The organism is Psychrobacter sp. NPDC064578 (assembly GCF_044901245.1).
In the GTDB taxonomy this organism is placed as follows: domain Bacteria; phylum Pseudomonadota; class Gammaproteobacteria; order Pseudomonadales; family Moraxellaceae; genus Psychrobacter; species Psychrobacter cibarius_C.
In genome coordinates this window covers 93,915-120,006 of record NZ_JBJDPI010000003.1, presented here as the reverse complement: position 1 = coordinate 120,006, position 26,092 = coordinate 93,915, and the positions used below count along the sequence as shown (strand labels likewise).

At 43.2% G+C, this 26,092-nt stretch carries 24 protein-coding genes; 15 read left to right on the top strand and 9 right to left on the bottom strand.

What is annotated here, in order from left to right; genetic code table 11:
- The first annotated feature begins 18 nt into the window (after positions 1-18).
- Positions 19-555: a hypothetical protein gene (locus tag ACI2JM_RS04185; protein WP_404642350.1), complete on the top strand. Its 537-nt coding sequence runs from the start codon at positions 19-21 to the stop codon at positions 553-555.
- A gap of 298 nt (positions 556-853) precedes the next feature.
- On the opposite strand, the gene ACI2JM_RS04180 is transcribed toward ACI2JM_RS04185, so the two are convergent.
- Entirely contained in the window at positions 854-1,771 is a 918-nt protein-coding gene (locus ACI2JM_RS04180; RefSeq protein ID WP_404642348.1) for a DMT family transporter, read from the bottom strand.
- Positions 1,772-1,919: 148 nt separating this feature from the next.
- Here ACI2JM_RS04180 and ACI2JM_RS04175 point away from each other — a divergent pair, with 148 nt between their 5' ends.
- The 4 genes from ACI2JM_RS04175 to ACI2JM_RS04160 all read left to right on the top strand — a co-directional run bounded on the left by ACI2JM_RS04175 (position 1,920) and on the right by ACI2JM_RS04160 (position 4,675).
- Positions 1,920-2,375: an Lrp/AsnC family transcriptional regulator gene (locus ACI2JM_RS04175; RefSeq protein WP_404642346.1), complete on the top strand. Its 456-nt coding sequence runs from the start codon at positions 1,920-1,922 to the stop codon at positions 2,373-2,375.
- A 269-nt stretch (positions 2,376-2,644) separates the two neighbouring features.
- Complete coding sequence (locus ACI2JM_RS04170) at positions 2,645-3,484, top strand: DUF3658 domain-containing protein (protein WP_404642344.1); 840 nt, start codon at positions 2,645-2,647, stop codon at positions 3,482-3,484.
- Positions 3,485-3,519: 35 nt separating this feature from the next.
- On the top strand, positions 3,520-4,194 hold the full coding sequence (locus ACI2JM_RS04165) for a hypothetical protein (RefSeq protein WP_404642342.1): 675 nt from the start codon (positions 3,520-3,522) through the stop codon (positions 4,192-4,194).
- Positions 4,195-4,309: 115 nt separating this feature from the next.
- Positions 4,310-4,675, top strand: coding sequence for an Imm8 family immunity protein (locus ACI2JM_RS04160; protein ID WP_404642340.1), 366 nt, complete (start codon positions 4,310-4,312; stop codon positions 4,673-4,675).
- A 324-nt stretch (positions 4,676-4,999) separates the two neighbouring features.
- Here the strand turns inward: ACI2JM_RS04160 and cueR are convergent, their stop codons facing one another.
- Together cueR and ACI2JM_RS04150 are read right to left on the bottom strand one after the other, a co-directional pair.
- Positions 5,000-5,392 carry a Cu(I)-responsive transcriptional regulator gene (gene cueR, locus ACI2JM_RS04155; RefSeq protein WP_404642338.1) on the bottom strand — a complete coding sequence of 131 codons (393 nt, stop codon included), beginning with the start codon at positions 5,390-5,392 and terminating at the stop codon, positions 5,000-5,002.
- Between the two features lie 65 nt (positions 5,393-5,457).
- A complete protein-coding gene (locus tag ACI2JM_RS04150; protein WP_404642336.1) occupies positions 5,458-7,935 on the bottom strand; it encodes a heavy metal translocating P-type ATPase in 2,478 nt (825 codons plus the stop codon).
- Positions 7,936-8,084: 149 nt separating this feature from the next.
- Between ACI2JM_RS04150 and ACI2JM_RS04145 the strand changes: the two genes are divergently transcribed.
- Positions 8,085-8,279, top strand: coding sequence for a heavy-metal-associated domain-containing protein (locus ACI2JM_RS04145; protein ID WP_060490875.1), 195 nt, complete (start codon positions 8,085-8,087; stop codon positions 8,277-8,279).
- Between the two features lie 141 nt (positions 8,280-8,420).
- Here ACI2JM_RS04145 and cadR read toward each other — a convergent pair whose 3' ends face one another.
- Positions 8,421-8,831, bottom strand: coding sequence for a Cd(II)/Pb(II)-responsive transcriptional regulator (cadR, locus tag ACI2JM_RS04140; RefSeq protein ID WP_404642334.1), 411 nt, complete (start codon positions 8,829-8,831; stop codon positions 8,421-8,423).
- Positions 8,832-8,983: 152 nt separating this feature from the next.
- Between cadR and ACI2JM_RS04135 the strand changes: the two genes are divergently transcribed.
- Positions 8,984-11,137 (top strand): heavy metal translocating P-type ATPase, encoded by a 2,154-nt coding sequence (locus ACI2JM_RS04135; protein WP_404642332.1) that lies wholly within the window; start codon positions 8,984-8,986, stop codon positions 11,135-11,137.
- Positions 11,138-11,251: 114 nt separating this feature from the next.
- Here ACI2JM_RS04135 and ACI2JM_RS04130 read toward each other — a convergent pair whose 3' ends face one another.
- Positions 11,252-12,232: a GlxA family transcriptional regulator gene (locus tag ACI2JM_RS04130; protein WP_404642330.1), complete on the bottom strand. Its 981-nt coding sequence runs from the start codon at positions 12,230-12,232 to the stop codon at positions 11,252-11,254.
- A 108-nt stretch (positions 12,233-12,340) separates the two neighbouring features.
- Here ACI2JM_RS04130 and ACI2JM_RS04125 point away from each other — a divergent pair, with 108 nt between their 5' ends.
- The 4 genes from ACI2JM_RS04125 to ACI2JM_RS04110 all read left to right on the top strand — a co-directional run bounded on the left by ACI2JM_RS04125 (position 12,341) and on the right by ACI2JM_RS04110 (position 15,648).
- Complete coding sequence (locus tag ACI2JM_RS04125; protein ID WP_404642328.1) at positions 12,341-12,886, top strand: cysteine hydrolase family protein; 546 nt, start codon at positions 12,341-12,343, stop codon at positions 12,884-12,886.
- A 93-nt stretch (positions 12,887-12,979) separates the two neighbouring features.
- A complete protein-coding gene (locus ACI2JM_RS04120; protein ID WP_404642326.1) occupies positions 12,980-13,894 on the top strand; it encodes an MBL fold metallo-hydrolase in 915 nt (304 codons plus the stop codon).
- Positions 13,895-13,986: 92 nt separating this feature from the next.
- Entirely contained in the window at positions 13,987-15,054 is a 1,068-nt protein-coding gene (locus ACI2JM_RS04115) for an LLM class flavin-dependent oxidoreductase (RefSeq protein ID WP_404642324.1), read from the top strand.
- Positions 15,055-15,369: 315 nt separating this feature from the next.
- Positions 15,370-15,648 (top strand): peptidylprolyl isomerase, encoded by a 279-nt coding sequence (locus tag ACI2JM_RS04110; RefSeq protein WP_045446094.1) that lies wholly within the window; start codon positions 15,370-15,372, stop codon positions 15,646-15,648.
- 376 nt (positions 15,649-16,024) lie between these two features.
- Here ACI2JM_RS04110 and ACI2JM_RS04105 read toward each other — a convergent pair whose 3' ends face one another.
- Complete coding sequence (locus ACI2JM_RS04105; RefSeq protein ID WP_045452162.1) at positions 16,025-16,912, bottom strand: SDR family NAD(P)-dependent oxidoreductase; 888 nt, start codon at positions 16,910-16,912, stop codon at positions 16,025-16,027.
- Positions 16,913-17,101: 189 nt separating this feature from the next.
- Between ACI2JM_RS04105 and ACI2JM_RS04100 the strand changes: the two genes are divergently transcribed.
- Positions 17,102-17,491: a DUF1622 domain-containing protein gene (locus tag ACI2JM_RS04100; RefSeq protein WP_404642321.1), complete on the top strand. Its 390-nt coding sequence runs from the start codon at positions 17,102-17,104 to the stop codon at positions 17,489-17,491.
- A gap of 50 nt (positions 17,492-17,541) precedes the next feature.
- Here ACI2JM_RS04100 and dusB read toward each other — a convergent pair whose 3' ends face one another.
- The 3 genes from dusB to ACI2JM_RS04085 all read right to left on the bottom strand — a co-directional run bounded on the left by dusB (position 17,542) and on the right by ACI2JM_RS04085 (position 21,511).
- Positions 17,542-18,573 carry a tRNA dihydrouridine synthase DusB gene (dusB, locus tag ACI2JM_RS04095; protein WP_404642319.1) on the bottom strand — a complete coding sequence of 344 codons (1,032 nt, stop codon included), beginning with the start codon at positions 18,571-18,573 and terminating at the stop codon, positions 17,542-17,544.
- A gap of 132 nt (positions 18,574-18,705) precedes the next feature.
- The gene (locus ACI2JM_RS04090; RefSeq protein ID WP_045452155.1) at positions 18,706-20,751 is read right to left on the bottom strand and encodes a BCCT family transporter; all 2,046 of its coding nucleotides are present in this window, start codon (positions 20,749-20,751) and stop codon (positions 18,706-18,708) included.
- A gap of 319 nt (positions 20,752-21,070) precedes the next feature.
- The gene (locus tag ACI2JM_RS04085) at positions 21,071-21,511 is read right to left on the bottom strand and encodes an HIT family protein (protein ID WP_201501434.1); all 441 of its coding nucleotides are present in this window, start codon (positions 21,509-21,511) and stop codon (positions 21,071-21,073) included.
- Positions 21,512-21,769: 258 nt separating this feature from the next.
- Between ACI2JM_RS04085 and ACI2JM_RS04080 the strand changes: the two genes are divergently transcribed.
- The 3 genes from ACI2JM_RS04080 (at position 21,770) to ACI2JM_RS04070 (ending at position 26,080) form a co-directional block, all read left to right on the top strand.
- Positions 21,770-22,531 (top strand): hypothetical protein, encoded by a 762-nt coding sequence (locus tag ACI2JM_RS04080; RefSeq protein ID WP_404642317.1) that lies wholly within the window; start codon positions 21,770-21,772, stop codon positions 22,529-22,531.
- Between the two features lie 205 nt (positions 22,532-22,736).
- On the top strand, positions 22,737-24,623 hold the full coding sequence (gene ilvD, locus ACI2JM_RS04075) for a dihydroxy-acid dehydratase (RefSeq protein WP_404642315.1): 1,887 nt from the start codon (positions 22,737-22,739) through the stop codon (positions 24,621-24,623).
- Positions 24,624-24,832: 209 nt separating this feature from the next.
- Positions 24,833-26,080 carry a cation:proton antiporter gene (locus tag ACI2JM_RS04070; protein WP_404642313.1) on the top strand — a complete coding sequence of 416 codons (1,248 nt, stop codon included), beginning with the start codon at positions 24,833-24,835 and terminating at the stop codon, positions 26,078-26,080.
- Positions 26,081-26,092 lie beyond the last annotated feature (12 nt).

Below are 26,092 nucleotides of genomic sequence, written 5' to 3'. Positions count from 1 at the left end.
GGTTTGCTGGGTCATAGAATGGCACAAGTGCTATATAAAAACTTTGAAATACAGTTAGTTTTAGCATTAACTGTATTCACGACTGCCTGTACAAATACGGATCTTATGCATACTACCGCTATTGATACTGTACTTGAAGAGACGGCGCTGGTAAAAGCTAAACCAATAGCTATTGAAAAATCGAATATAAATTTCGACAGTCATCCAATTGCAAAACGTTATAGAACTGTGATTAGTGGGGAATATGCGAAACAGGACGTGAATTTTGCAAACCATTACGTAGTAATAACATGGGGCTGTGGTTCAGGCTGTGTCAGTGGTGCGATGGTCGATAGCCGAAATGGAACGGTTTACCCTTTACCAGAAGATAAAGAATGGGGTGGTAATGGCACATATGTTACATTTGAACAGGAAAGCAATATTCTAACGTCAGTATGGGTAATTCCGACCCCAACAGGCGATACTGAAGAAACGCAAAAATACTGGAAATGGAATGAGCAATCTAAAGTATTTGCACATATTTCTGCACTTCCAACATATCTTGAGAGTAAATAAGAGAGAAGACCTATGAAAAAAATAACCAAAATGCAAATGGTAACGATCGTTGCCATACTCCTATATATTGTATGGGAAATTTATATAGGTATATGGTCTAGAACACAAGTTGGAGCGATAATAAGAGTAGATATATTCATTATTTATCCAATTTTGATAGCTCTAATTATTATTTCAGTCAAACAATATATAAAGAATAAGCGAAGCAATCATAGATAAAGAAGCTTAAGAACAGTGCTCGATGAAAAATTAAGCTTTTCTTTTTGATGCTCATTTTTGCAATAGGACATATCTTACTTTACTTCGCTCGATTGGATAAAATGACACCAATTGTGCTTAACACGATGCCGCATAGCATTGCAATTGATAAAGACTCATTGAGTATCAACGCTGCGAGTAAAGCGGTTAGTCCAGGAGACAAGGAGCCAAGCAATAAGGTGCGAATCGACCCAAGCTTGTTGACCGCATAAGAAAACCCAATGGTTGAGACAATACCAACGCCAACGCCCTGTATTAAGATAAAAGGTAGCGCATCGTCAAAAGAGACAGCCCCAAGGTTGGTCTCTAGAAGACCAAATAGAACCATCACTAATGTCACAAAAAATGCAGTGTAAGAAAGGACGATAGCAACCGCTATTGGACTCAAGCTCGTACTTTTTAAGCCTAAGGTGTAACCTGCCCAAACCAAACTCGCAATCAGTAAAAAGGCCATCCCCTGTAGCAAACTACTAGGTGTTGGTCCTGCGTTCCCTACCATCATCGTGGCTACGCCAAAGAAAATAATCATGAATGCCAAAAATTTCTTTAGTGATATACGTTGGCGGTAAAAAATAAAGGACAAGAGTGCGGCAAAAAATACTGGCGTCCCTGTCAAAATAGTACCAACATAAGCGGCAGGAGCAGTACTCGCACCAAAGGTGGCGAGCAACAGAAAAGGAACACCGCCAAATAAAATAAAAATGATATCAGCCCCTCTCATGTTTTTGATTTCCTTCAAACTAGAGAATACCCAAGGCGTCAATAAAAGTAGTGGCACACTAAATCGAATGAGCATGACATCAGCCATGCTTAACGATGATGCTCCAACCGCTCGTACAGTCAATGCAAAGCCTGACCAAATCAATATCACAACAATCATCGCCACATAGCCTTTCATCAGCGGAGACAGGGTGAACAAGGGATTTTTGCGTGAGGAAGGCTGAGAAATGGTATTCATATTGATGTCTTATGCTTGTATATAAAGCCTAATTATCAATCAAAAATCGCGCTTTTATCTCTATTCTTTTATTGAAAATCTATAGTTATTTAGTGGATAATGCCAAATAATATATAATTATTGGCTGGAAACACCAGAAAGGCAATACATGGATAAAATCGACCGTCATATTTTGGAAGTGCTTCAGAAAGAAGGACGCTTATCAACAGCTGAATTAGCCGAGCGTATTGGTCTGTCACCCTCACCTTGTGCTAGGCGCCTGAAACGTTTAGAAGATGAATTTTATATAGAAGGCTATCAAGCGAACATAAATAGAGCTAAAGCTGGCATTGCGATGAGCTTTTTTGTGGAAGTCAGTCTGAGCAACCATCAAGAAGGATCGATTACAGCCTTCGAAAATGCTTTATCTGAGATGGATGAGGTAATCAATGGACATGTTGTTTCGGGCCCTTATGATTACTTATTAGAAGTAGTCAGCGCAGACCTCAACGGTTATGAAGAATTTACTCGTAAACTACATAAGCTTGCTAGCGTTAAAGACATACATACCCACTTATCAGTGAGAAAAGTGATTAATAAAACGACGTTGCCTATTTTTACATGATATCTTTTAATGCTTATTATGCAATATGCCAACAGTTGCCTCACAGGTCTTGCTGCAGAAGCTTTGTGTTTCTTTTATAGAAACTTGAATATTAATAGCGGTTGATATATTCATTATTTATCCAATTTTGATCGCTCTAATTATTATTTCAGTCAAACAATATATAAAAAATAAGCAAAACAATCATAGATAAAAGGCTTAAGAATAGTACGCGATGACATATTAGGCCGTTCTTTTCGACACTCATTTTTGCAAACAGGACATACGTCATGCTTACCCTTCATATTGCTAACGGCGCATCAGCTTCTGGCACTTTAAAACATTATTTCGAACAAAATAAGCTTGATGGAACAAACGAAGTATTGTGCTTTGATGACTATTTGGCCATTGGCCCTTTATATGACGGTAATAAAGTCAATGATCACCAACTGTTAAACCAACGAGCCAACTATCTATTTGATATGTTACAAATAGCGCATCTTGAAGAATTCGCTGACGCAACTATTGAAGAGCAATGGTTAGTAGATATTACTGAAGACATCAGTAAATTATGTCACTTTAACTTTACTCATTACCACAAAGTGGTTATATGGCATGGAGATAATGCGCCTGAACGGTCGTTACTCTATTTGTGTTGCCATATAATTGATGAGCATAAACTCTACCATATCAGTATTAACGACTATAACCTCTCTACTCATATGCTACGTGGAGTGGGTGCCTGTTCTCTTGAAATGTTAGACTTCCTGCATAATCAAGAAAAAAAGATCAATCCCGTAGATTGCGTGCAATATGCACAACTATGGCAAACGCTCGTTAAGTCCTCGAAGCGACCTGACAGCTTATTGCGAATTTTTGAGAGCAACGAAGTCAAATCTGTTGGTGAAGATTATTTTGATAAACAAATACTGACGCAATGCCAAGAACAAGGTCAAGGAAATTTTGTATTAATGATGGCATTGGTTGGCCGTGTTCTGGGGTTAAGTGAGCAGCTTATTACAGACACTTTCATCATCGCTCGAGTCTACTATTTAATCCAAAATACCAGTCTTGAGTATCAAGGAGATTTGGATCAGCCGCGTCAGTTACAAGTTCGAGTCAGAGATTAATCATAATCACCAGCCCTAAATTCTAGGAAAATATCATGAATGTTTTGAAATCTAGCTCAATCATCGCGTTAGTGACATTAATCACGCTAAGTGGCTGCCAGTATGCTGACACAAGACTAGAGAGTCCATTAAAGAAAGAGCAATCTAAAGTCATGCAAAAACTGTTTAATATCGAAACTGATAGACAGTTTTATATCACTTTTCCTGACCACAAGAATCAAGTGGCGTTAACTGAGTTTGTCGGTGCCAATGACAGTCAAGATAGCAAACCGTATGTGAGAGGTGTATTAGCAGATAATAAAAATTATTCAGCGTCGCTGGACTATAGCAATATCACCGCACTAAATAGCTCAAAGGATAAAAATATTGTTAAGTTCATCGTTCCTTATACATTAACCAATAGTAACGCTGTGTCAGATGAAACGCTGTCTACTCTAGATAATCCAAATCTACCCAGCAACTCACTGTATTTAGGATTTTTCGAGCTAGATTATATTACCAATAATATTACTCAATATGATCAACAGCTCCTAGGCAAGTACAGCACGCTGACTGCGATAAGCTATAATGGACAAGATACTGTTAATATCAACATACGTCAGTACCCAACAGAGACTGACCAAAATAAAAATGTCAGATCCAGTTTTCATGACTTGACGTTTAAAGTGGGCGATGAGATGACCCTGATTGAGGACGTGATTGTAGAATAAGCATTTATTGGCTTTGGGTATACTCATTTAATTTTTCAATATGTTTATCGCCTAGCCCTCAGTCATAATGCAGCGTATTGACTAACTATTCAGATTTTAAACAAAAGGCAACCTAGTGAAAAAGAGACTAATTTTAAAAAATCTTTCATCTTCACAATTGATTCCTCTTCTTGAAGAGTGGAGTCCTGCATCAAATGAAGATGTATATATCTGTTTGGATATGGAAATAGGGTTTTCAGGTCAAGGCGATGGCATTAACTTATTTTATGTAACACTAGCCACTCCTGAGTCATTAAGACGATATGTTGTCGGGCCATGTCTTGCAAAGAATAGGACGATACTCATATCCGAGTATAGCTATCAGATAGTTATGAATATTATTCTTGAAATACTTGACGACTGTACCAGAGAAACATTTGAGGAGAGCTGTACTGTACTTCAAAGGTATTTTTCTTGGGAGTATGAAGACTATAATATGTAGTGCTGATATCGACAGCGAAATGTGGTTAATAATATTGTTGATAGTAAAGAGATGAAAACTACGTAATACCTTATCTATAGCCAATAGTTCGATGCCTGTATAGCGCACCGATCACTAAGAGAATATGCATGGTAAGTACACCATGAAGTACACTGCTGTTAATTAAACAACTCGAACCATTGCTACCACTAGCCTACAGCCGTAGATTCAAGTCCTCACTAGGGAACCATAGCCTTAATTTTTTCTGAAAGTATTCTTTTAGACACATGTTTTTTTAGACTGAAATATGCAGAAAAAAACAGATAACACTATATGTAATTTACTTTATTTGCCCTGTTCAAGATCTTCTAGTATGGCACAATTTGCGTTTGCATCACCTGAGCAATGATCAGCAGAAACCTGTAATAAGCTCACCATATCTTGCAATTGAGCTATTTTTTGGTTCAAAGTTGCGATATGTTGCAGTGTCAATTGTTTAACATCAGCACTCTGCCGATCTGTATTTTTCCGCAAATCAAGTAACTCTTTCATCTGTTTGGAGGAAAAACCTAAATCACGAGCCTGTCTCAAAAAGCATAAGTCTTTTATATCTTGTTTAGAATAGATTCGATATCCTGAATTTGAGCGTTTTGCGGCATCAAGTAACCCAATCTGTTCATAATAGCGGATCATTTTGGGAGAGATTCCTGATTGCTCTGACGCTTGACCGATATTCATAACTTTCCTCCTGATATAAAAAGGGTTAAAGCCAAACGGCTACTTTAACCCTATCTTAATACAATCTATGCTTTAATCGTTGGCACCTGAAAATACTTTAAGCGTAAGGCATTACCTAGCACAAAAACAGAGGATAGCGCCATTGCTCCTGCTGCAAAAATTGGTGACAACAAAATTCCAAACGCTGGATACAAGACCCCTGCAGCAATTGGAATCAGAGCAATATTATAGAAAAATGCCCAAAATAGATTTTGTCGAATATTTTTGATGGTCGCTTTACTTAAAGCAATCGCATTAGGAACCCCTTGTAAACTACCCGACATCAACACTACATCTGCGGCTTCAATTGCCACATCTGTCCCTGTCCCAATTGCCAGTCCGACATCAGCTTGAGCAAGAGCGGGCGCATCATTGATACCATCACCAACAAAAGCCACTCGCCCATATTGTTGTTGCAGTTGACATATCGCATCTACTTTTCCATCAGGCAACACTTCTGCGACCACTTGATCAATATGTAATTTTGCGGCAATCGCTTGCGCAGTATGGCGATTGTCGCCTGTAATCATTGCTACTTTTAAGCCCAGTTGATGTAAACCTGCAATAGCGGCATAAGTGGTGTCTTTAATGGGATCTGCAACGGCAATAATGGCTGCTAGCTTCTGGTCAATCGCGACATATATGGGGGTTTTAGCTTCTTGTCCTAAGTGCGCGGCTTCGTCTTTAAAGGAAGTAACATCAAGTCCTAATTGCTGCATATAACGATCAGCACCAATATGAACGGCTTGACCTTCAACTTCTGCTTTGATTCCAAATCCCGTCACAGAGTCAAAAGTAGTAATCGGTAATAAGCTAATATTTTGTTGCTCTGCGGCCTGAACAATGGCTAGGGCAATGGGATGTTCAGACTTTGCTTCAACCGATGCTACAATACGCAAGACTTGCTCACGTTCGAACCCTGGTTGGACATAAAAGTCTGTCAAGGTTGGTTTGCCTTCAGTCAATGTGCCAGTTTTATCGACCGCAATGACTTGAACGTCTTGTAACGCTTGTAATGCTTCACCTTTGCGGAATAAGACGCCCATTTCTGCACCGCGACCCGTACCAACCATAATGGAGGTAGGGGTTGCCAATCCCATTGCACAGGGACAAGCAATGATTAGGACGGCAACGGCGTTGACGAGACTAAACGTCAAAGCAGGGTCAGGACCAAAAATAAACCAGACTATAAAAGTTAGCACTGCCAAAAGTATGACCATGGGGACAAACCACATAGTGACTTTATCAACCAATGCCTGAATCGGTAATTTAGATCCTTGAGCCTGTTCAACCATGCGAATGATTTGCGCCAATACCGACGATTCTCCGATACCCGTTGCCCGAAAATTCAACGTTCCATTCTGATTGACCGTGCCTCCGACCACTTGATCACCGACTTGTTTTTTGACAGGCAAGGGTTCACCTGTAATCATGGATTCATCAATATAACTTTGACCTTCAACGACTTCACCATCGACTGGAACACGCTCACCGGGACGAACCTCAACAATCGTTTCTGTGGTCACTTCTGCAATCGGTACTTCAATCACTTGCCCATTGTGGTGAACACGTGCTGTTTTTGCTTGCATACCCACTAGATGTTGAATGGCTTGAGAGGTACGCCCTTTGGCTTTTGCCTCAAAATAACGCCCTAATAAAATTAAGCTTACAATCACAGCTGCCGCTTCGTAATAAACATTCACAGTGCCTTCAGGTAGAACTTGTGGAATAAATGTTGCGACTAGCGAAAAACTATAAGCCGCCAGTGTTCCAACCGCCACCAATGAATTCATATCTGGAGCAAAGCGCCATAATGCTGGAATACCTTTTTGATAAAAACGTCGCCCTGGAAAGATAAGTACCAGCGTGGTCAAAACAAATTGAATCAGCCAGCTTTGTTGCGTGCCGATATTGTCCATGACCCACATATGAAAAGCTGGAATCATATGTGATCCCATTTCTAGAATAAAAACAGGCACGGCTAGAATTAAAGAGCTCATTAAATCTCGTTTCAGCTGCTGCTGTTCCGTGGATTTTTCATCCTGTTGAACACTCACACTTTGTTCAATCTGCTTAGCCGTGTATCCCGCTTTTTTAACGGCTTGAATCAAATCGCTGCTCTGTACTTGAGCGTTGCCTTGTATCCATGCTCGTTCGGTAGCAAGGTTGACGTTTGCTTGTTGTACGCCCTCGACTTTTTTTAAGGCTTTTTCTACCCGTCCAACACAGGAAGCACAAGTCATACCTTCTATCGACAGCTCAATCGGCTGAGAGACCAAGACCTTATAACCGGCTCGTTCTACGGCTTTGGTTACTGCAATTAGATCTAAAGGTTGAGACGAGGAAATCATGGCGTTTTCAGTCGCAAGATTCACCTCAGCAGTTTCAACACCTTCAACTTTTTTTAATACTTTTTCCACTCGTCCCACACAGGAAGCACAGGTCATACCCTCAATGGGTAATGTTTCATTGTAAAGATAAGACTTACTATTTTCTGAGTTCATAACACCCTCTATCATGTTCAATCTGTTATCAACAGCATAGAGGTTGACATAATGGTAAGGTCAAGCGTTTTTTTAAAATGTGTTTGACCTTACCATCATGACAAGGCTTAAGCTTAGTGATGAAATAAAAACTTATTTGGAGAAAGGCTATGAAACTATGGATTGTAAATATGAAATGTGGCGGCTGTGCTCGTGGTGTGACAGCAACCATTCACGATATCGACTCAAACGCCAAGATTGACATTGATTTAGTAGCCAAAGTGGTCAGTATCGAAACCATCGCAAGTGTTGAGCAGATGACGGCTGCTTTAGCAAAGGCTGGCTTCCCTGCACAAGTGCAATGAGTCAGTCTGATAGACGCGCAGTCTATACGATTAACAGAAAGGATTATGGGCTGAATCATTTTGAATTTATTGACCACGCGCGTTTGGTGATAGGTCTACTTTTACGTATAAAAAGTGGATAATGTTACCAAAATGAATACTTTATTTATGACAGGAGTTATCGGCAAGCGCATGCAATATTCCGCAGGATTCAGCCAGCGCTTCACTTGCGCATTTTTGCCGCAACGCTAGTAGATGTTGCTTTAACTGAACCAATTCTTCCATACGTGTTTCTACCGCATCGATATGCTCATCCAATAGCACATTGACCTCACCGCAGTTTTCATCAGGTTTGTCTCTATATTGAAGCAGGGTTCGTACTTCATCCAAAGTCATATCGAGCGTACGGCAGTGCAGGATAAATTGTAGACGCTCAAAATGCACCTCATTGTACAAACGATAATTGCCTTGGCTACGCGCAGGCTCTGGTAATAACCTCTCTTTCTCATAATAGCGAATGGTTTCGACCGTCGCCCCTGTGCGCGTGGCAAGCTCACCAATTTTGATTAGCATGTGTATCTCCTTAAATAGTATTTTCTATTATCTAAAACAATAAAGTAACTATAAGGTTTGCTGATAAAAAATCAAACCCCTTTGTCGTTAAAAGCCTTGACCCTGAAGCTACTATAGGGTCCATAATGTCTTTAATAAGAGGATAAATAACTATGCAATATCATATTGAAGGTATGGACTGTGCCAGTTGTGTTGGCAAAATTGAGCGGGCACTAACACGTATGCCTGGTGTCTCTGAGGTTCAGCTAAATTTTGCGACTCAAAAGCTAGAGTTAACCCTAGAACCTGATACGAGTACTGACGTTAAAGATATCGAAAAGACTATTAAGCGCTTAGGGTTTGGTATATTGGCGTTAACGAGTCAACAAAATGAGATGGGAATTGATGGTGGACCAGAAACAGTAAACGATCAGCGCTGGTGGCAAACCATAAAAGGCAAACAGGTCGTTGGTATTGGACTTTTGATGAGTGCCGCATATATGTTGTCTTTAATTTTCCCTGAATATGGCGCATGGGCTTTTATTGCCGCTGTGGCTATCGGAGTCCTACCATTTGCCCGTAAAGCTTTTGCACTGGCGTTAGTAGGCTCACCTTTTTCAATTGAAATGCTCATGTCTGTTGCGGCTATCGGCGCCCTTATCATTGGAGAGGCAGAAGAAGCTGCTGCCGTGGTCTTTTTATTCTCAGTTGGTGAGCTATTAGAAAGCGTCGCAGCTGATCGTGCGCGCGCTGGCATCAGAGCGTTATCATCACTAGTGCCAAAGACGGCTATTTTATTGGACGCGCAAGGACAACAATGTCAGGTGGCAGCGACTGCATTACAGATTAACGATAAGGTGCTTGTGCGTCCCGGTGATAGAGTTTCTGCTGATGGGGTGATTATTCAAGGGATATCTAGCCTTGATGAGTCACCTGTGACAGGAGAATCTGTTCCTGTTGCCAAGACCATAGGCGATGAGGTCTTTGCTGGATCTATCAACGTTGATGGGGTACTACAAATACGCGTAGAAAAGACAGCGGCAGATAATACGATTGCGCGTATTATTGAACTTGTAGAGCAAGCGCAAGCGTCTAAAGCACCGACTGCACGATTTATTGAGACATTCAGCCGCTACTATACGCCTATCGTGATGGCGATTGCGGCTTTAGTGATTATTATCCCACCTCTACTGATGGGAGCAGAATGGGGAATATGGCTATATCGTGGTTTGGCGCTATTATTGATAGCTTGTCCTTGTGCCCTTGTGCTGTCAACACCTGCTGCTATTGCCTCAGGTTTGGCGGTCGGCACGCGCCATGGACTGCTTATCAAAGGCGGTAATGTCATGGAGTTGGTGGGTCAGGTCAGTACCGTCGCTTTTGATAAAACGGGTACTTTGACTGAAGGAAAACCACGCGTAACCGATGTTATTGGTTTTAAAACAGCGCATACCGCTGCTGAGGGTCACGATAAACTACTGTCACTGTTTGCGAGTGTCGACTCCGTCTCTAGTCACCCACTTGCTAGGGCTATTGTGGATCATGCCAAAGCCGCTAAGGTAGTAATACCTGATGCCTCTAATGCCTTTGCTACGGCAGGCAAAGCCGTTCATGCCACTGTCGCTGGACGCTCTTTGGCCATCGGCTCACCAGTCTACGTCGCTGAGAAAGTGATGTTGCCAGCTGAGCAGCAGATTCAAATTGAGATGCTACAAAATGATGGTAAAACGGTTTCTATTCTGTTTGATGAGCAAACGAGGGAGGCGCTCGGATTGGTCGCTCTACGTGATGAGTTACGAGAAGATGCACAGCAAGCCATTGCCCACCTCAATAAAATGAACGTGCGCTCTGTCATGCTCACAGGTGACAATAGCCGTACGGCAAAAGCGCTTGCTAGTCAGTTAGATATAAAGTGGAAAGCGGAGTTATTACCTGAAGATAAGCTACGTCTACTCAGTGAGATGCAAAGCAATAGTAAAATAGCGATGATTGGTGATGGTATCAATGATGCACCCGCTTTGGCAGCGGCAGATATTGGCATTGCGATGGGCAGTGGCACGGATGTGGCGATCGAAACGGCTGATATTGCCCTATTAAAAAGCCGCGTGATAGACGTTGCTAACCTTATTGCCTTATCCCGCGCTACCATGAGAAATATCCATCAAAATGTCATATTTGCACTTGGGTTAAAAGGCATATTTCTGATAACCACTGTGCTCGGCGTGACAGGACTTTGGATTGCTGTGCTAGCGGATACTGGTGCTACAGTACTGGTGACGCTTAATGCATTGCGTTTACTGCGTTTTAAAGGAGTGTCTTCCCGTTAATGATAGTTAAAGAATAAAACGGTTATGGCTACATCAGTGGCCGTTTTATTACATCTAACTCTTACCTATAAGCAGTCAATGTGCCTACCTTTAAAAAATCATTACCTAAACCTATCACGCCTTATTCGTATTAAATCTGCGTCGATACTCACTTGGCGTCAAACCAACAATGCGCTTAAATATTTTACGAAATGCACTGGCATCACTATAACCCACCTTCCACGCTATTTGCTCAACAGGAGATGACGAGAACTGTAGAAAGTCTTTTGCTTCTCCGATGCGTAATCGCTGACAATATTCTGTGGATATCATGCCCGTCGCCTTATGAAAGCGCCGCAGAAAAGTACGCTCTTCTAACTGCGCGCAATTGGCTAAGGTAGATAAGTCAATATCTTGTGCATTGGTTCTTTGTAGCCAATGCTGTACCTTTAATATGGCTGCGTCACCATGGGTGAGTATTGGAGAAAATGCACTGTAATAACATTGTTCACGCCTTGAGGGGTCGATTAACAACGTACGAGCGGTCTCATTCATCACCTGAGAACCAAGGAAGCGATCAATCATCCTAAGCCCCAAATCTGTCCAAGCCATCGCGCCACCAGCGGTCACAATATCACCGTCTTCGATAATAATACGATCCACATCAAGCTCCACATCAGGGAAACGCTGCTTAAAATCCTCTGCATAACCCCAATGCGTGGTTGCCTTTCTCTTGGAGAGTAGTCCTGTTTCGCCCAATAAAAAAGCACCGGCGCAGACGGACGACAGTATCATCCCTGCCGAATGCTGCTCTTTTAGCCATTCTAGCCAAGGTTCTGCCGCTTGCTTTGCAATCGGTGCTTCTAACGTGGGTGGAATGATGACGGCTGTTAATCTTCCTACGCTATCAAGATTGCTCGAAAAAGTGCGCTTAGGCTGCTGCTTAACGCCGCTAATCTCCCAGTGACTTACTTGTAGAGGCAGATCGGTTGTATCTTGACGTTTGGCGGCGAGTTTACTGGCCACCACTAATAAATCAGTCAGTCCAAGGACAGCCGCCATTTGCGCTTTCTCATAGACGATCAAGCCAATTTCAATAGCATGTTTTTGATTCATATGTCGTTATTAACCTCTTATGTGTCGATGTAGCCACTCGTTAGTGTAGCACAGTGCTTGTAAAATATACGCCTATACAGTCACTTCCATAAATAAAGAGGCATTATCATGAACACACAAGCACTGATCGTTGTCGACATTCAAAATGAGTATTTTCCACAAGGTAACTTATCACTTGTAGGTATTAACGAAGCCGCTGATAATGCAGCTTTGGTGATTGCGTCTGCCAGAGAAAAAGGTCATACCGTCATTCATATCCGTCATGAAATGCCTGCTGACGCACCACTCTTTACGCCTGGTACCGATGGTGTAGAGATTAATGAAAAGGTAAAACCAATAGAGAATGAATCCGTCATCACTAAGCATTACCCCAATTCGTTCCGTGAAACCAATCTGAAAGAGCTATTGGATAAAGAAGGTATCAAAGAAGTAACCGTGATTGGCGCCATGAGCCACATGTGTGTGGATGCCACGGTTCGTGCGGCAGTGGACTTTGGTTATACCACAACTACTGTTCATGATGCCTGTGCCACGCTTGATCTTGAGTTTAATGGCACAAAAGTACCTGCTGCTCAGGCTCATGCCACCATCATGGCAGCGATTGAGTTTCTATATGGCGAAGTGATTGATACCCAAACGTGGATTGCCCGTTAATCCAGAGTTGTTAATCAAATCATGATTTAGTCATGAAATAGACTTTTAAACCCTATTCCGATTAAGAAGGATTTCCTCAATAAGGTAACTACTATGAATATCGCAAAATCGCTGACCGGCACCACACTATTAAGTGGCATGATGTTGTTAACGGCATGTACCACCTTTGCCAGTCCAGCAGCACATTCTAACGCTGTAAAAAAGACAGCGACCAATACCGTTGAATTTCAGCAAATCCGTAATGCCACGATCAAGCTTGATTATGACGGGACAACATTTTTAGTGGATCCGATGCTAGCGGCTAAAAACGCTTATCCAGGGTTTGATGGCACAGTAAATAGCCAAATACGCTATCCAATGGTCGATCTGCCAATGTCTGTTGACGAAGTGCTTAAGGCTGATGCCATTATTTTGACCCACTTACATGATGATCATTGGGATGAAGCTGCACGTAACCTTGTGCCTCGTGACATGCCAATTTTCACCCAAGATGCAGCCGATGCGGCAATCGTACGTAAAGATGGTTTTACCGATGTCAGAGTATTAACCGAACAAGGCGTTGTGTTTAAAGGCACTAAGATCAATAAAACCATCGGACAGCATGGTACTGATGAGATGTACAAAGTGGCGCCATTAGCTAAAGTGCTGGGCAAAACGATGGGGATTATATTCCAGAAACCAAACTACAAGACCGTTTATGTCGCAGGGGATACCATTTGGAATAAGGAAGTAGAGAGTGCACTTACTCACTACAAACCTGATGCCGTCATCCTGAATGCAGGCTATGCCAAGCTGACTACCTTTGTGGATGACTCTATCATCATGGGTAAAGACGATGTATACCGTGCCTATAAATTCTCTCCTAATGCGCAGATTGTTAGCGTGCACATGGATACGGTCAATCATGCCACTCTCACAAAAGCAGAGCTGCGCCGCTTTATCGAAGAAAAGCGCTTAGACAAGCAGCGTGCGCTTGTCCCTAATGATGGTCAAACCTATAAATTCTAGTGCTTGATGGCTGAGTCTTTAAATCTTTCTTGTGTGGCAATACCAAAAGTGTGTTGCCATACATCATCAATACGGTATAACTGAGATCGTTTATGAATATTCCAAATCATTCAGGCAACGCCCCTTTCGCTCTTTCGGTGCTCGACAATGCCTTCACCGGCGTTGGTCACACGGCAGAGGACACCTTTCAAGAGATGATTGCTCTTGCAAAACTGGCAGATAGTAGAGGCTTTCAGCGGTTTTGGATGTCTGAACATCACGCCATGCCTGGTGCTTCGGTGCCTTCGCCGCAGATGATGGTGGCTCGGCTGACTGGGGAAACTGAGCGAATTAGACTTGGTGCAGGCGGCATCATGCTACCGAATCATGTGCCTTTGGTCATTGCTGAACAATTTGATATGCTCGATGCGATGGCGCCAGGACGAATTGATCTTGGTTTGGGACGGGCACTGGGTACGGATGGTGCAACGGCTTCCGCTTTGCGTCGGCATCAGGCAGCAAACGATGAATTTCCTCAGCAAGTCGCAGAGTTGTTGGGCTTTTTAGAAAACAGCTTTCCAAAAGACCATCCTTATAGTGAGGTTCATGCGGTGCCAGGTCCGTGGCAAGCTGAGCAAAACCGAGTGCCACCATCAAAGACCGCCACTGATGTTTGGATCCTGGGGTCATCGACTTATTCAGCCCACATGGCAGCACAGCTTGGCAGACCATATGCGTTCGCTCTACAGTTTGGTAGTGCTGATGTTTTAAATGCGATGCGCATTTACCGAGAAAACTTCCGTCCTTCAAAAATTCTAGCCAAGCCATATAGTTTGGTCAGTATTGGTGCGATTGCAGATGAAGATCCTGTAGAGGCACGTCGCCAATCAACATCGTCTGCCATGGCAATGTTAAGAATGTTCCAGCGCAAACCTTTTGCTTTGCTGCCTCCTGATGAAGTGGCGGCTTTTCAAGGCAATATGCAAGAGCGCCAGATTATTGAGCAGTATACCGATCAAACCCTTCATGGTACTGCTGATGAGGTCGCAAAAGGTTTAGAGGATCTTCAGGAGCAGACAGGGGTGGATGAGGTCATGATGGTGGTTCAGGGCTATTCGCGCCGCGCCCAATCGCTCACTGTTGAGCTAATCGCAGATCACTATCGTATGCCAAGTCACTAGATCCTGTTGGGAATAACGATATTAAAAAGTTAGCAAAGCGCTTAATGCCTAACCATTAGGCTTGATTGGGCTCGTAAGCTACCCTTGATTCTTAGCTCAGATCAAGGTGCGATTGATCTGCTCATGCACATCTACCCAAATGCATTGCACCGATGTAATGACAGCGACACTCAAAAGACACCGATTCTCATCCAAATAGTAGCCCCTGTGTAGATAATGGCTTTTGAAGAAGTAGCGCATACAAGTGCGGTTAGCAACCAAGATAAGCCGTGATATAATGACCCGATAATTAATATTTTATGAAAGGTTTACATTATGGCTCGTACAGCTAGCGCATTACACATTTTAGTAAAACACAAAGAACAGGCTGAAGACATTATTGCCAAGCTTCAAAAAGGCGCTAAGTTCGATGTGCTGGCGAAACGACATTCAACCTGCCCATCAGGTAAAAAAGGCGGCAGCTTAGGTGAGTTTCAACAAGGCGACATGGTACCGCCATTTGATAAAATCTGCTTCAGCGGCAAACTTTTCACCCCACATTTAGTAAAAACCAAATTTGGCTGGCATGTGGTCAAAGTACTTTACAGGACATAAGCATTAGGGGCGGAGCTTTCATTATAAGCCGACTGACATATGCCTTAAACATTATCCTGACTCATACAGGATCTAACATCATGGCAATCACGATTTGAGCTGCCATGATTGACTCATTTATGACCCGAAACGACTTATGATCTAATGTCCGTGCCATATCTAAATCTAAATTTGAGTTGACTCAACTTTAGTTCTCATAAGAGTGATGATGGTAGACAGTTATAAATAGGTTTTGATCATAATAAAGCGTTAAGAACAAAAGGCTGCTACTGCCCTCTCTCCTATTTTATATCAACAATAATAATTTTTAAGGCATTAAAAAAGGACACCGCAGCGTCCTTTTTTATTCTAAATCAAGGCTCATACAAAGCCTATTCTAATGATGCTCGCCAGGAAGTATTCTGGCAAAGGCACGCTGAGCAAGGTTTGGCTTCTTATCGGTAGTCAGTCCAGCACGGGTGCTTGGAAAAATACGATAACCCATCGACTGAATACCAACGTTGATTGCTGGTGCCAATGAGTAAGTAGCTGACGCAAATTTACCCATGTTGCTGGCAATACTGTTTGGTTTATGGACAATCGCTTTGGCAACCATCATCGCTGCTTCATCAGGCATAAGCGCAGGCATGTAGCGGTACAACTTAGTAGGCTCAATCATCGGCGTGCGTACCAATGGCATAAAAATATTGGTAATCGTCACATTATCGCCCTTCACTTCAGCAGCTAAGCAGCGGCTAAAAGCATCCAATGCCGATTTTGAGGCGACATAAGCGGCAAAACGCGGACTGTTTGCCAATACGCCAATAGAGGAGATATTCACAATTTGACCAGTCTGACGTTCAATCATCGTCGGCAAAAACCCAAGAACTATTTTAACCGCGCCAAAGTAATTGATATCCATAGTACGCTCAAAATCATGGAAACGATCAATAGACTCGTGAACCGAACGCCGAATTGAACGACCAGCGTTATTGACCAAGACATCAACATGTCCGAAATCTGCCAAGATTTGCGTGCTAACTTTTTCGATATCATCCATATTGGTCAAATCACAAGGGTAATAACTGGCATTGCCACCAAGCTCCTCGATACTTTCTTTAACGGCTTTTAGTTTGTCTTCGGTACGTGCTAATAAGATAACATGCGCACCGCATTCACTGAGTAAATACGCTGTACGCTCACCAATACCGCTTGATGCCCCTGTGATAATGATATGCTTATCTTTGACCGCTTTGTTGATTGCTTTTTTTGAGGGATTGGCCATAAAAAATCCTTTTTGTTGTTTCTATGCCTATGAATGTTCGATTACAGCATAGCAAAAAATTATGGCTTAAAGTGAACAAAACCGCCGTCTCAGCCAGATAATTTGCCGATCATAAGGATCGATAAACGTATAATCGCAGTATTTTTCAGACTTACGCTTTTCACCGAGCATCGATAAGGAGTATCTGTTTTGATTGCAACTCTAGCTCATTACATTGATTTAATTGCTAAGATAGTCGAGATCATTGGCGTACTTATTATGTTTTTTGGACTGTTTTTTGCTTTTTATCGAGGGATTCGCCTAACCAGTGGGTTTAACCATGAGACCTATATCGAAATCAGACAAACCGTCGGTAAATCTATTTTGTTAGGATTAGAAGTCCTCATCGCCGCTGATATTATGGCGACTGTCGTCACAGAACCGACGTTACGCAGCGTTTTAGTACTAGGTTTTATCGTACTCATTCGGACTTTTTTGAGCTTGTCACTACAAGTAGAATTAGAAGGCAAATTTCCTTGGCAAAAAGAAAATACAGTACTCAAAAAAGAACCACATACCGCTAAAGTGGACGAGCCTTAAAGATTTTTTATCATTTAACAGACGCTTAGCATGAGCCGTTCTCTCACTTACTATTCGTGCGCCTGCAAAAAATCTTCGACCACGCGAAACTGTCCAGCGGTGCTTTCTTCACCATACATCGCTTGGCGAAAAGCATTAGAATTAGGAATGCCTGTGGTATACCAAGCAATGTGCTTGCGAGCGATACGGCAGCCAGAGTACTCACCATAAAAGTCATATAGCTCTTGCAAATGCGCCAGTACGATCTCTTTTATCTCACTGACGCTCGGTGCATCAAGACTCTCACCAGTGCGTAAGAAGTGCTCGATATCACGGAATATCCAAGGTTGTCCTTGGGCAGCACGCCCAATCATCACCGCGTCACAACCTGTCAACTCATAGACACGCTGGGCTTTTTGCGCACTATCGATATCGCCATTGGCAATGACGGGAATGTTGATGCTTTCTTTGACTTCGCGTATCAGCTCATAACGCGCCTCGCCAGTGTACATATCCTCGCGTGTGCGCCCATGAATGGCAATCGCCGCAATACCTGCTTGCTCAGCACGCTTCGCCACACGCAAGATATTCTCACGACCATTTTCATAACCCAATCGCGTTTTTAAGGTCACGGGGGCATTTACGCTATTTACCGCCGCATCTAACAAGCGCGCAACCAAATCTTCGTCTTGCAATAGTGCAGAACCCGCCAGCCTGCGGCAAACTTTTTTGGCAGGGCAGCCCATATTGATATCAATAATTTGCGCGCCATTATCAATCTGATAACGTGCCGCTTCTGCTAATTTATCAGGCTCAGCCCCTGCAATTTGCGCTGATATAGGCGCAATTTCATTGTCAAAATTGGCACGATACAAGGACTTTTTGCGCGCGTAAAGCGCCGTGTCAGCGATAATCATTTCACTCACCGCATGACCGGCACCAAATGATTTACACAATCGCCGAAAAGGATTATCCGTCACGCCCGCCATAGGAGCAACCATGAGGCGGTTTTCAATCGTCAAACCGCCGATATTCAATGGCTGCAATAATGGATGATCAGATACGGGCAAAGACGATGGTAAATCAGGGGAATCAGTAGACATAAAAAACGGCTTGCCATGAATTAAAATAAGATAATAAAAACAAGCCGTTATTCTAAGGAATCGTACACATAATGCAAGCTATAAACGTGAATAACTTGCATTAAGAAACACTACTTTTTCAACAGTGCACCCTTACTTATCAAACACACTGCCCTGCTCTAGTGTGATGTCCTCATCATGCTCCTGCATACGCCATGGCAAACTATCTGGCGACACATTTAAGAAGTGTAGGTATTTTTCGAACTGATCAATAATATCGTTAATCACCGACTCTGATTGATAGCCATATAAATCATAGGTTTGACCACCACGGCGCAAATATACCTCAGCACGATGATGATGCTCTTGTGGTAATTCATTGGCCATATCTTCCGTATAATAATCAGGAATTTCATGCTCTGACAAACGAACTTCATACCAGAACTCAACGTTATCACCGCGTCTTAATTCCAATACAGCACGGTTATTGACCTCATCATAATTTACATCAGGCAACCAACCCGTTTCGGCAAATTTCTCTGCCACCTCATGCATCGATGATAAAACCGTACCTTTGATATAACCCAGCACTTTATCGCGCGTTGGTTGATTGGTGATATAGTCAATACGATCACGCCATGCGTCGAGCTTAAGTAGATGCGGCGGCAAATGATTGTCATTGGCTAGGCTTTGATTGCGATGTCCTTCAATACGTAGTGCGCGCCACATACCAAATGTCGAAATCAATATAATGATTGCAAACGGCAAAGCACTAACGATAGCCGCTGTTTGTAGTGCACTCAGACCGCCCGCGATAAGTAGAACTGCCGCGACCGCTCCCTCGGTTACCACCCAAAACGAGCGCTGCCACCAAGGCGTATCACTACGTCCACCTGCGGCGAGCGAGTCAATCACTAATGACCCTGAATCCGATGACGTCACAAAAAAGGTAATAATTAACAGTACTGTCAATGATGAGACAATCTGCGTAAATGGTAAATTCTCTAGCAATTTAAATAACGCAATCGCTTGGTTGTTTTGCACTTCGCTAATCAGCGCGTCGTAACCATCAACCATAATCATATGCAGTGCCGTATCGCCAAACACCGAAAACCAAAAGAAGGTAAATAGCGTTGGCACTAACATGACGCCCAATACAAACTCACGAATGGTGCGACCGCGACTGATTTTGGCAATGAACAGACCCACAAAAGGCGCCCAAGCAATCGTCCATGCAAAAATAAATAGTGTCCAACTACCGATCCAATCACTTGATTGATAGGCTTGCAAGCTAAAGGTGCGCTCAACGATATTGCCCAGATAGCTACCCGTATTTTCCATGAAAGCATTTAGAATAAAGATCGACGGACCAACGATAAAGACAAATAACATGAGTGCCGTTGCCAATACCATATTTAAAATAGACAAGCGCTTGACGCCTTTGTCCATACCTGCCAACACAGATACCAAGGCAGCTGCAGTCACTAGTGCGATGATGATAACCTGCACCGTCGTATTAACTGGCACCATCTCTGGTAGCAAATAATTTAGACCCGCGTTAATTTGCGCCACCGACAGACCCAAACTGGTGGCGATACCAAACATCGTGCCCACGATCGCAAACACATCAACGGTATGTCCAATAGGGCCATAGATTTTGTCACCGATTAATGGATATAGCGTTGAGCGTACCGACAATGGCAAGCCATGACGAAAAGAGAAATACGCCAGCGACAAACCTACTACGCCATAAATCGCCCAAATATGGAAACCCCAATGGAAATAGGCAATTTGCATGGCTTCTTTGGCAGCTTCAATCGTCTGCGGCGTGGAAAGTGGCGGACTGGCAAAATGTAATACGGGCTCTGCTACGCCATAAAACAATAGCGCGATACCGTAGCCTGCGGAAAAAAGCATGGCAAACCATTCCAGAAACTTATACTCAGCCTCAGCATGGTCAGGGCCCAATTTAATACTGCCATAAGGCGAAAATGCCAAGGCGATGATAAACATCAAAAATATGGCGACTGCCAACATATAAAACCAGCCGAAAGTATCGGTGGTAAATGCCAGCACTTTGCTGAACAGCTCGCCAGCAGCGTCAGGGTTGATGGCTGTACCAATCACCAATAACAGCATAATCGCTGCTGCCGGTACAAAAACCGGTAACAAAATAGTGGAGCGAGGTAATTTACTCATAGAAAGTGATATCCCCAAAAAGTAGCAATGAAAAATAATCTTCGATATCAAGATTAATAATCAGAAGGAGCAGTGCCTTTTTTATAAAAAGTGACTCACAAAGGCGAAAATGCATCAGTTATTATTAAACAAATACAATTTTTATCACACTATGTTCAAAAACCCCAGACAAGCGCCCAACTTGTAACATGACTTTAACGATTGTTACATGACTATTACCAAGTAATAAAAAAGGCCGCTTGTTAGCGACCTTTTTATTTTGTTCTGGAACAATTTACGTTTTGCTTGTTAATTCGACAGCCATCTCGTTTTTTTATTATTAAACAGTAATGGCAGCAGCAAGTTGCTTTGCCGTTTCAGCCAGTTCTGTATGATCAGCTTGGGTCACTGCATGTCGACCGAGCTCATGAATACTCGATGGAATGAGATGCACGTGATAATGAAAAACGGTTTGACCCGCCTCGCTACCATTTAATTGCATCTGAATAATGCCTTCACGCGCAAATACTTGACGCTGTGCTTGCATGACTTTTTTAGCGGTCATTAACACCGCGGCGGCATACTCTGGTTCAAGGTCCGCCAAATCAACGGCTTTTTGCTTAGGAATCACCAGCACATGCCCCTCTGCTTGTGGCATGATATCCATAAAGGCAAGGGTTTTATCATCTTCATAGACTTTGTGATAGGGAATGTCACCGTTTAGCATTTTGGCAAAGATATTGTTATCGTCATAAGCGGCTTGCTCATTGGCTTGGGTCATTATTTTTTCCTTTACTTGTTTGATTATTGGTTGCTCGACAGCTTTTAGAAGGGATGGAATAGCCTGTAATATAGTGGACGAAATGTCGTTTAAGCACAAGTTGCGATAGCACTCGTTATTAAAAATTAGCAATACATAAGCTAATCGCGGTAGCTCACCAATTTGGTTGGCGAGTCAGGCGCTTTAAATGTTATATTAACCCTCTACTTTAACAACACTACGTTTATGGATTCGTCTACTTTGCCGACTCAATCAAATATGAGTAACATTTATACAGAACCTGCTCAAGCAGCGCAAACGTCTGTCACAGCTGACTCTGTGTTCAATAATGAAAAAGAACCAAGCAGCGCTGAGACTGAAAATGAGACTCAAGCCCCCACTCAAAATATTGAGCCTAACGCGCTCATTCTGGCCGAAGCACTGAGCGACAAGACGATTGGTTGGAAGATACACAATTGCAAAATCACTAAAAAGACGGTCACACAGGATTTACCACTACCGTTCTTATATCATTACGACAGTTTAAATGATGCGATTAAGCAAGCAAATCCGCTCACACCCGCCCTCCTGTCACAGTTCAATACGCCCATGAGCGCTTATGAAGCAGCCAAGCTGATTGGTATTAGCGAAGCACTAATCACCAGCCCTTGGCATGTCAAAATCATCGGGTCATTGGTGGTTTTTAGCGAAGCGTTGCAGTTAGCCGTACGCTTGCATTGGACCAATACGGGCAAAGACACCCAACAACTTTATACCCAGAATGAAGCAGATGCTATTACAGCCGCTTTTAAAGATTGGCAGTTTTTTGGTCGTATCGATGTACTCTACAAAAATAATAAGCAAACTTTAATCAGTATAGATGAACAAGCTGAAGGTAATGAGCAACTACTTCGTATTGAAGCAAACGCTGATTATCAATGCTTGCCAGCGACTCATGCGTTAGTGGTTATCGCTAAATTGGAAGCGGACAAAATAGAGCTACCTTGGTTTGAGACGGCGATAGTAGAGCGCGTCGAATAACACCTTATCTTCCAAATACTTACGATGTTATGACTACTATTGACTTGGCATTATCAATGAATAGTTTTCAGTGATTCATATCTAATGGTATGGTAACGACCTAGTATTATTCACTAGTCCTCGCATTTTATAAAAAGCACACTATCAATATTAAAATTGAGGGTGCACATTTTCACAAACCTCGCCTATTTGTAAGGAACATCACATGGATTATCGCTCAAAAACCTCTACTGGCGGCCGTAATATGGCAGGCGCGCGCGCATTATGGCGTGCGACTGGCATGACTGATGGCGACTTTGGTAAACCAATCATTGCGATTGCCAACTCGTTTACCCAGTTCGTACCCGGCCATGTGCATCTAAAAGACTTGGGGCAACTGGTCGCACGTGAAATTGAACAAGCAGGCGGCGTCGCAAAAGAATTCAATACCATTGCAGTCGATGATGGTATTGCCATGGGTCATAGCGGTATGTTGTACTCACTGCCAAGTCGCGACCTAATTGCTGACTCTGTAGAATACATGGTCAATGCTCACTGTGCGGATGCATTAGTATGTATCTCCAACTGCGATAAAATCACGCCGGGTATGTTGATGGCAGCCATGCGCCTCAATATCCCTGTAGTGTTTATTTCAGGTGGCCCAATGGAAGCGGGCAAAATTTTAGCCAGCACAGTTGGTAAGAGCCATAATACCGATGGTAGTGACAGTAGTGCCATTCGCAAACTTGACCTCGTTGATGCGATGATGGATGCCGCTGACGACAGCATTAGTGATGCAGATGTAGCCGCTATCGAAGCCTCAGCCTGCCCAACTTGTGGTTCATGCTCTGGTATGTTTACTGCTAACTCAATGAATTGCTTGACCGAAGCGTTGGGCTTGGCATTACCGGGTAATGGCTCGCTATTGGCAACTCATTCATTACGCCGTGAGCTGTTTTTAGAAGCAGGACGCACCATTGTCTCGCTTGCCAAACGTCGCTATGAGCAAGATGATGATTCAGTATTACCACGCTCCATCGCTAGCAAAGCGGCTTTTGAAAACGCGATGACCTTAGATATCGCGATGGGCGGCTCGACCAACACTATTTTGCATCTGTTAGCTGCTGCTAACGAAGCAGAAGTCGATTTCAAAATGTCAGATATCGATCGTCTAAGCCGCGGTGTACCTTGCCTTGCAAAAGTCGCCCCTGCCTCGCAAAAATACCATATGGAAGATGTGCATCGTGCTGGCGGTGTCTTTGCGTTATTGGCCGAGCTTGATCGTGCTGGATTACTGAAGACTGACGTACCGACCATCCATAGTCCAACGATGAAAGCTGCAATTGATAAGTGGGACATCATGAATCCTGATAATCAAGAGGCACGCGCACGCTTCCTTGCAGCACCGGGTGGCGTACGTACCACTGAGGCATTTTCACAATCAAAAGAATGGTCAAACCTCGACGTCAACCGTGAGTCAGGTTGCATCCGTAGTGCCCAACATGCCTATTCTACAGATGGTGGTTTGGCCGTATTGTATGGCAATATCGCAGAGCGTGGCTGCGTAGTCAAAACCGCAGGTGTGGATGACAGCATCCTAGTATTTACTGGTCGTGCTCGTCTATTTGAGTCACAAGATGATGCTGTCGCTGCGGTATTAGCTGACAATATCGTCGCAGGCGATGTGGTTATCATCCGCTACGAAGGCCCTAAAGGCGGCCCTGGTATGCAAGAAATGCTTTATCCAACGACTTACCTCAAGTCAAAAGGCTTGGGCAAAGAATGCGCCCTACTCACCGATGGTCGTTTCTCTGGTGGTACCTCAGGCCTATCAATCGGTCATGCCAGCCCAGAAGCAGCGGAAGGTGGCGCAATTGGTCTGGTTGAAGAAGGCGATACCATCCATATCGACATCCCTAATCGTACGATTAACATGCAAGTCAGTGATGCCGATTTGGCCACTCGCCGCGAAGCGATGGAAGCTCGTGGCCGCGATGCGTGGAAGCCTGTAAGCCGTGACCGTTATGTGACCCCTGCGCTACGTGCCTATGCTGCCATGACTACCAGTGCCGATACCGGTGCGGTACGTGACGTGAGCCAAGTTGAGCGCTAAGCCTTCAATTATTAATCGTTAAAGTATATTGGTAAAAATCTATTAAGCCTGCGCTATGCAGGCTTTTTTTTCACCAAAAAACAACGCATATGTCGTTTTGATAACGATTTTTTGCGGTAATCATTATTTTTTAGCGTCATTATAATGGACTAGTAAATATGGCCTTATTCTAACTTTTTAAGATAAACATAACAGCGTGCACCTACCTTATGATTGAAAACTACAATTTATTTTTATTGGTCTGCGGTATCGCTTTTTTACTGGGGGCGTTATTCCCCATTATATTTAAGCGCACGCCTATCTCTTTGCCTATGTTGCAGGTCAGCTTTGGGCTGCTGATGGGCTACTGGTGGACGACCTTATCATTCTTAGACCCTATGAATAACGGCTTAATTATCGAAAAATTAACCGAAATTGTGGTGCTCGTATCCTTGGTTGGTGCTGGTATCAAAATTGATACGAAGCTGTCTTGGCAATTGTGGCGACCGACCGTGCGTCTGTTGCTTATTACCATGCCGATTGGCATCTTTGCGATGGCGGTGCTAGGCTACTATGCATTTGGTCTCAGTCTGGGAGCCGCTATATTGCTGGGCGCAGTACTGGCTCCAACCGATCCTGTATTGGCTTCTAGTATTCAAGTAGGGCCACCCAATACAGGTCGCGAAGACACACCTCGCTTTACATTAACGTCAGAAGCAGGATTGAATGACGGACTGGCTTTCCCATTTGTTTATTTGGCCATAAAAATAGCGGAAGCCTTTAGCCAAGGCAATTCCTTTACCCTCGAGATGCTCTGGTCATGGTTCACTCATGATGTCTTATGGAAAATTGGTGCTGGGCTGGTGGTGGGAATTGTCGTTGGTAAAATTATGGCCAAGCTGGTATTTTCAAAATACAGCCAAAACACCACTATTTCTCAAGGCTATGTGGTCATTGCGCTAACGTTAATGGCTTATGGACTTGCCGAATTTGTACATAGTTATGGCTTTATCGCCGTATTTATCGCGGCATTTGCCTTTCGCCGCTCAGAGCATGAGCACAGCTATCACCACAAGCTCCATGATTTTGCAGAACAATCAGAAGGCTTACTCATGTCTCTAGTGTTGGTCACTTTCGGCATGTTTCTTGGTCAAGGATTGCAGTCGGGTGTTGAGCTGACATGGCGTGTTTACATCGTCAGCTTCACCTTCCTCTTGTTGATACGTCCCATTGGCGGGTTTATTGCTTTATCAGGACTAAACATGGCACACACTGAAAAATATGCCATCTCTGCTTTGGGCATCCGTGGCATTGGTACGCTATACTATTTATCTTATGCGCTCAACCAAGGTTTTTTCGGTGATGAAGATGCGCTTAAACTGTGGGTCGTCTGTTCAATTGTCATTTTGGCGTCAATCTTTATTCATGGTCTTAGCGCCACAAGGTTGCTTAAAATGACGCCGAATAAATCACATTAACCTTACTCATAG

Excerpts from the sequence above, each read along its gene's own strand:
- ACI2JM_RS04070 (WP_404642313.1), top strand. The coding sequence starts at position 24,833 with ATGATTGAAAACTACAATTTATTTTTATTGGTCTGCGGTATCGCTTTT.
- ACI2JM_RS04130 (WP_404642330.1), bottom strand. The coding sequence starts at position 12,232 with ATGAATCAAAAACATGCTATTGAAATTGGCTTGATCGTCTATGAGAAA.
- ACI2JM_RS04185 (WP_404642350.1), top strand. The coding sequence starts at position 19 with ATGGCACAAGTGCTATATAAAAACTTTGAAATACAGTTAGTTTTAGCA.
- ACI2JM_RS04090 (WP_045452155.1), bottom strand. The coding sequence starts at position 20,751 with ATGAGTAAATTACCTCGCTCCACTATTTTGTTACCGGTTTTTGTACCG.
- cueR (WP_404642338.1), bottom strand. The coding sequence starts at position 5,392 with ATGAATATCGGTCAAGCGTCAGAGCAATCAGGAATCTCTCCCAAAATG.
- ACI2JM_RS04175 (WP_404642346.1), top strand. The coding sequence starts at position 1,920 with ATGGATAAAATCGACCGTCATATTTTGGAAGTGCTTCAGAAAGAAGGA.
- ilvD (WP_404642315.1), top strand. The coding sequence starts at position 22,737 with ATGGATTATCGCTCAAAAACCTCTACTGGCGGCCGTAATATGGCAGGC.
- ACI2JM_RS04110 (WP_045446094.1), top strand. The coding sequence starts at position 15,370 with ATGGCTCGTACAGCTAGCGCATTACACATTTTAGTAAAACACAAAGAA.
- ACI2JM_RS04150 (WP_404642336.1), bottom strand. The coding sequence starts at position 7,935 with ATGAACTCAGAAAATAGTAAGTCTTATCTTTACAATGAAACATTACCC.
- ACI2JM_RS04135 (WP_404642332.1), top strand. The coding sequence starts at position 8,984 with ATGCAATATCATATTGAAGGTATGGACTGTGCCAGTTGTGTTGGCAAA.
- ACI2JM_RS04105 (WP_045452162.1), bottom strand. The coding sequence starts at position 16,912 with ATGGCCAATCCCTCAAAAAAAGCAATCAACAAAGCGGTCAAAGATAAG.
- ACI2JM_RS04115 (WP_404642324.1), top strand. The coding sequence starts at position 13,987 with ATGAATATTCCAAATCATTCAGGCAACGCCCCTTTCGCTCTTTCGGTG.
- ACI2JM_RS04085 (WP_201501434.1), bottom strand. The coding sequence starts at position 21,511 with ATGACCCAAGCCAATGAGCAAGCCGCTTATGACGATAACAATATCTTT.
- cadR (WP_404642334.1), bottom strand. The coding sequence starts at position 8,831 with ATGCTAATCAAAATTGGTGAGCTTGCCACGCGCACAGGGGCGACGGTC.
- ACI2JM_RS04080 (WP_404642317.1), top strand. The coding sequence starts at position 21,770 with ATGAGTAACATTTATACAGAACCTGCTCAAGCAGCGCAAACGTCTGTC.
- ACI2JM_RS04145 (WP_060490875.1), top strand. The coding sequence starts at position 8,085 with ATGAAACTATGGATTGTAAATATGAAATGTGGCGGCTGTGCTCGTGGT.
- dusB (WP_404642319.1), bottom strand. The coding sequence starts at position 18,573 with ATGTCTACTGATTCCCCTGATTTACCATCGTCTTTGCCCGTATCTGAT.
- ACI2JM_RS04180 (WP_404642348.1), bottom strand. The coding sequence starts at position 1,771 with ATGAATACCATTTCTCAGCCTTCCTCACGCAAAAATCCCTTGTTCACC.
- ACI2JM_RS04170 (WP_404642344.1), top strand. The coding sequence starts at position 2,645 with ATGCTTACCCTTCATATTGCTAACGGCGCATCAGCTTCTGGCACTTTA.
- ACI2JM_RS04165 (WP_404642342.1), top strand. The coding sequence starts at position 3,520 with ATGAATGTTTTGAAATCTAGCTCAATCATCGCGTTAGTGACATTAATC.
- ACI2JM_RS04125 (WP_404642328.1), top strand. The coding sequence starts at position 12,341 with ATGAACACACAAGCACTGATCGTTGTCGACATTCAAAATGAGTATTTT.
- ACI2JM_RS04120 (WP_404642326.1), top strand. The coding sequence starts at position 12,980 with ATGAATATCGCAAAATCGCTGACCGGCACCACACTATTAAGTGGCATG.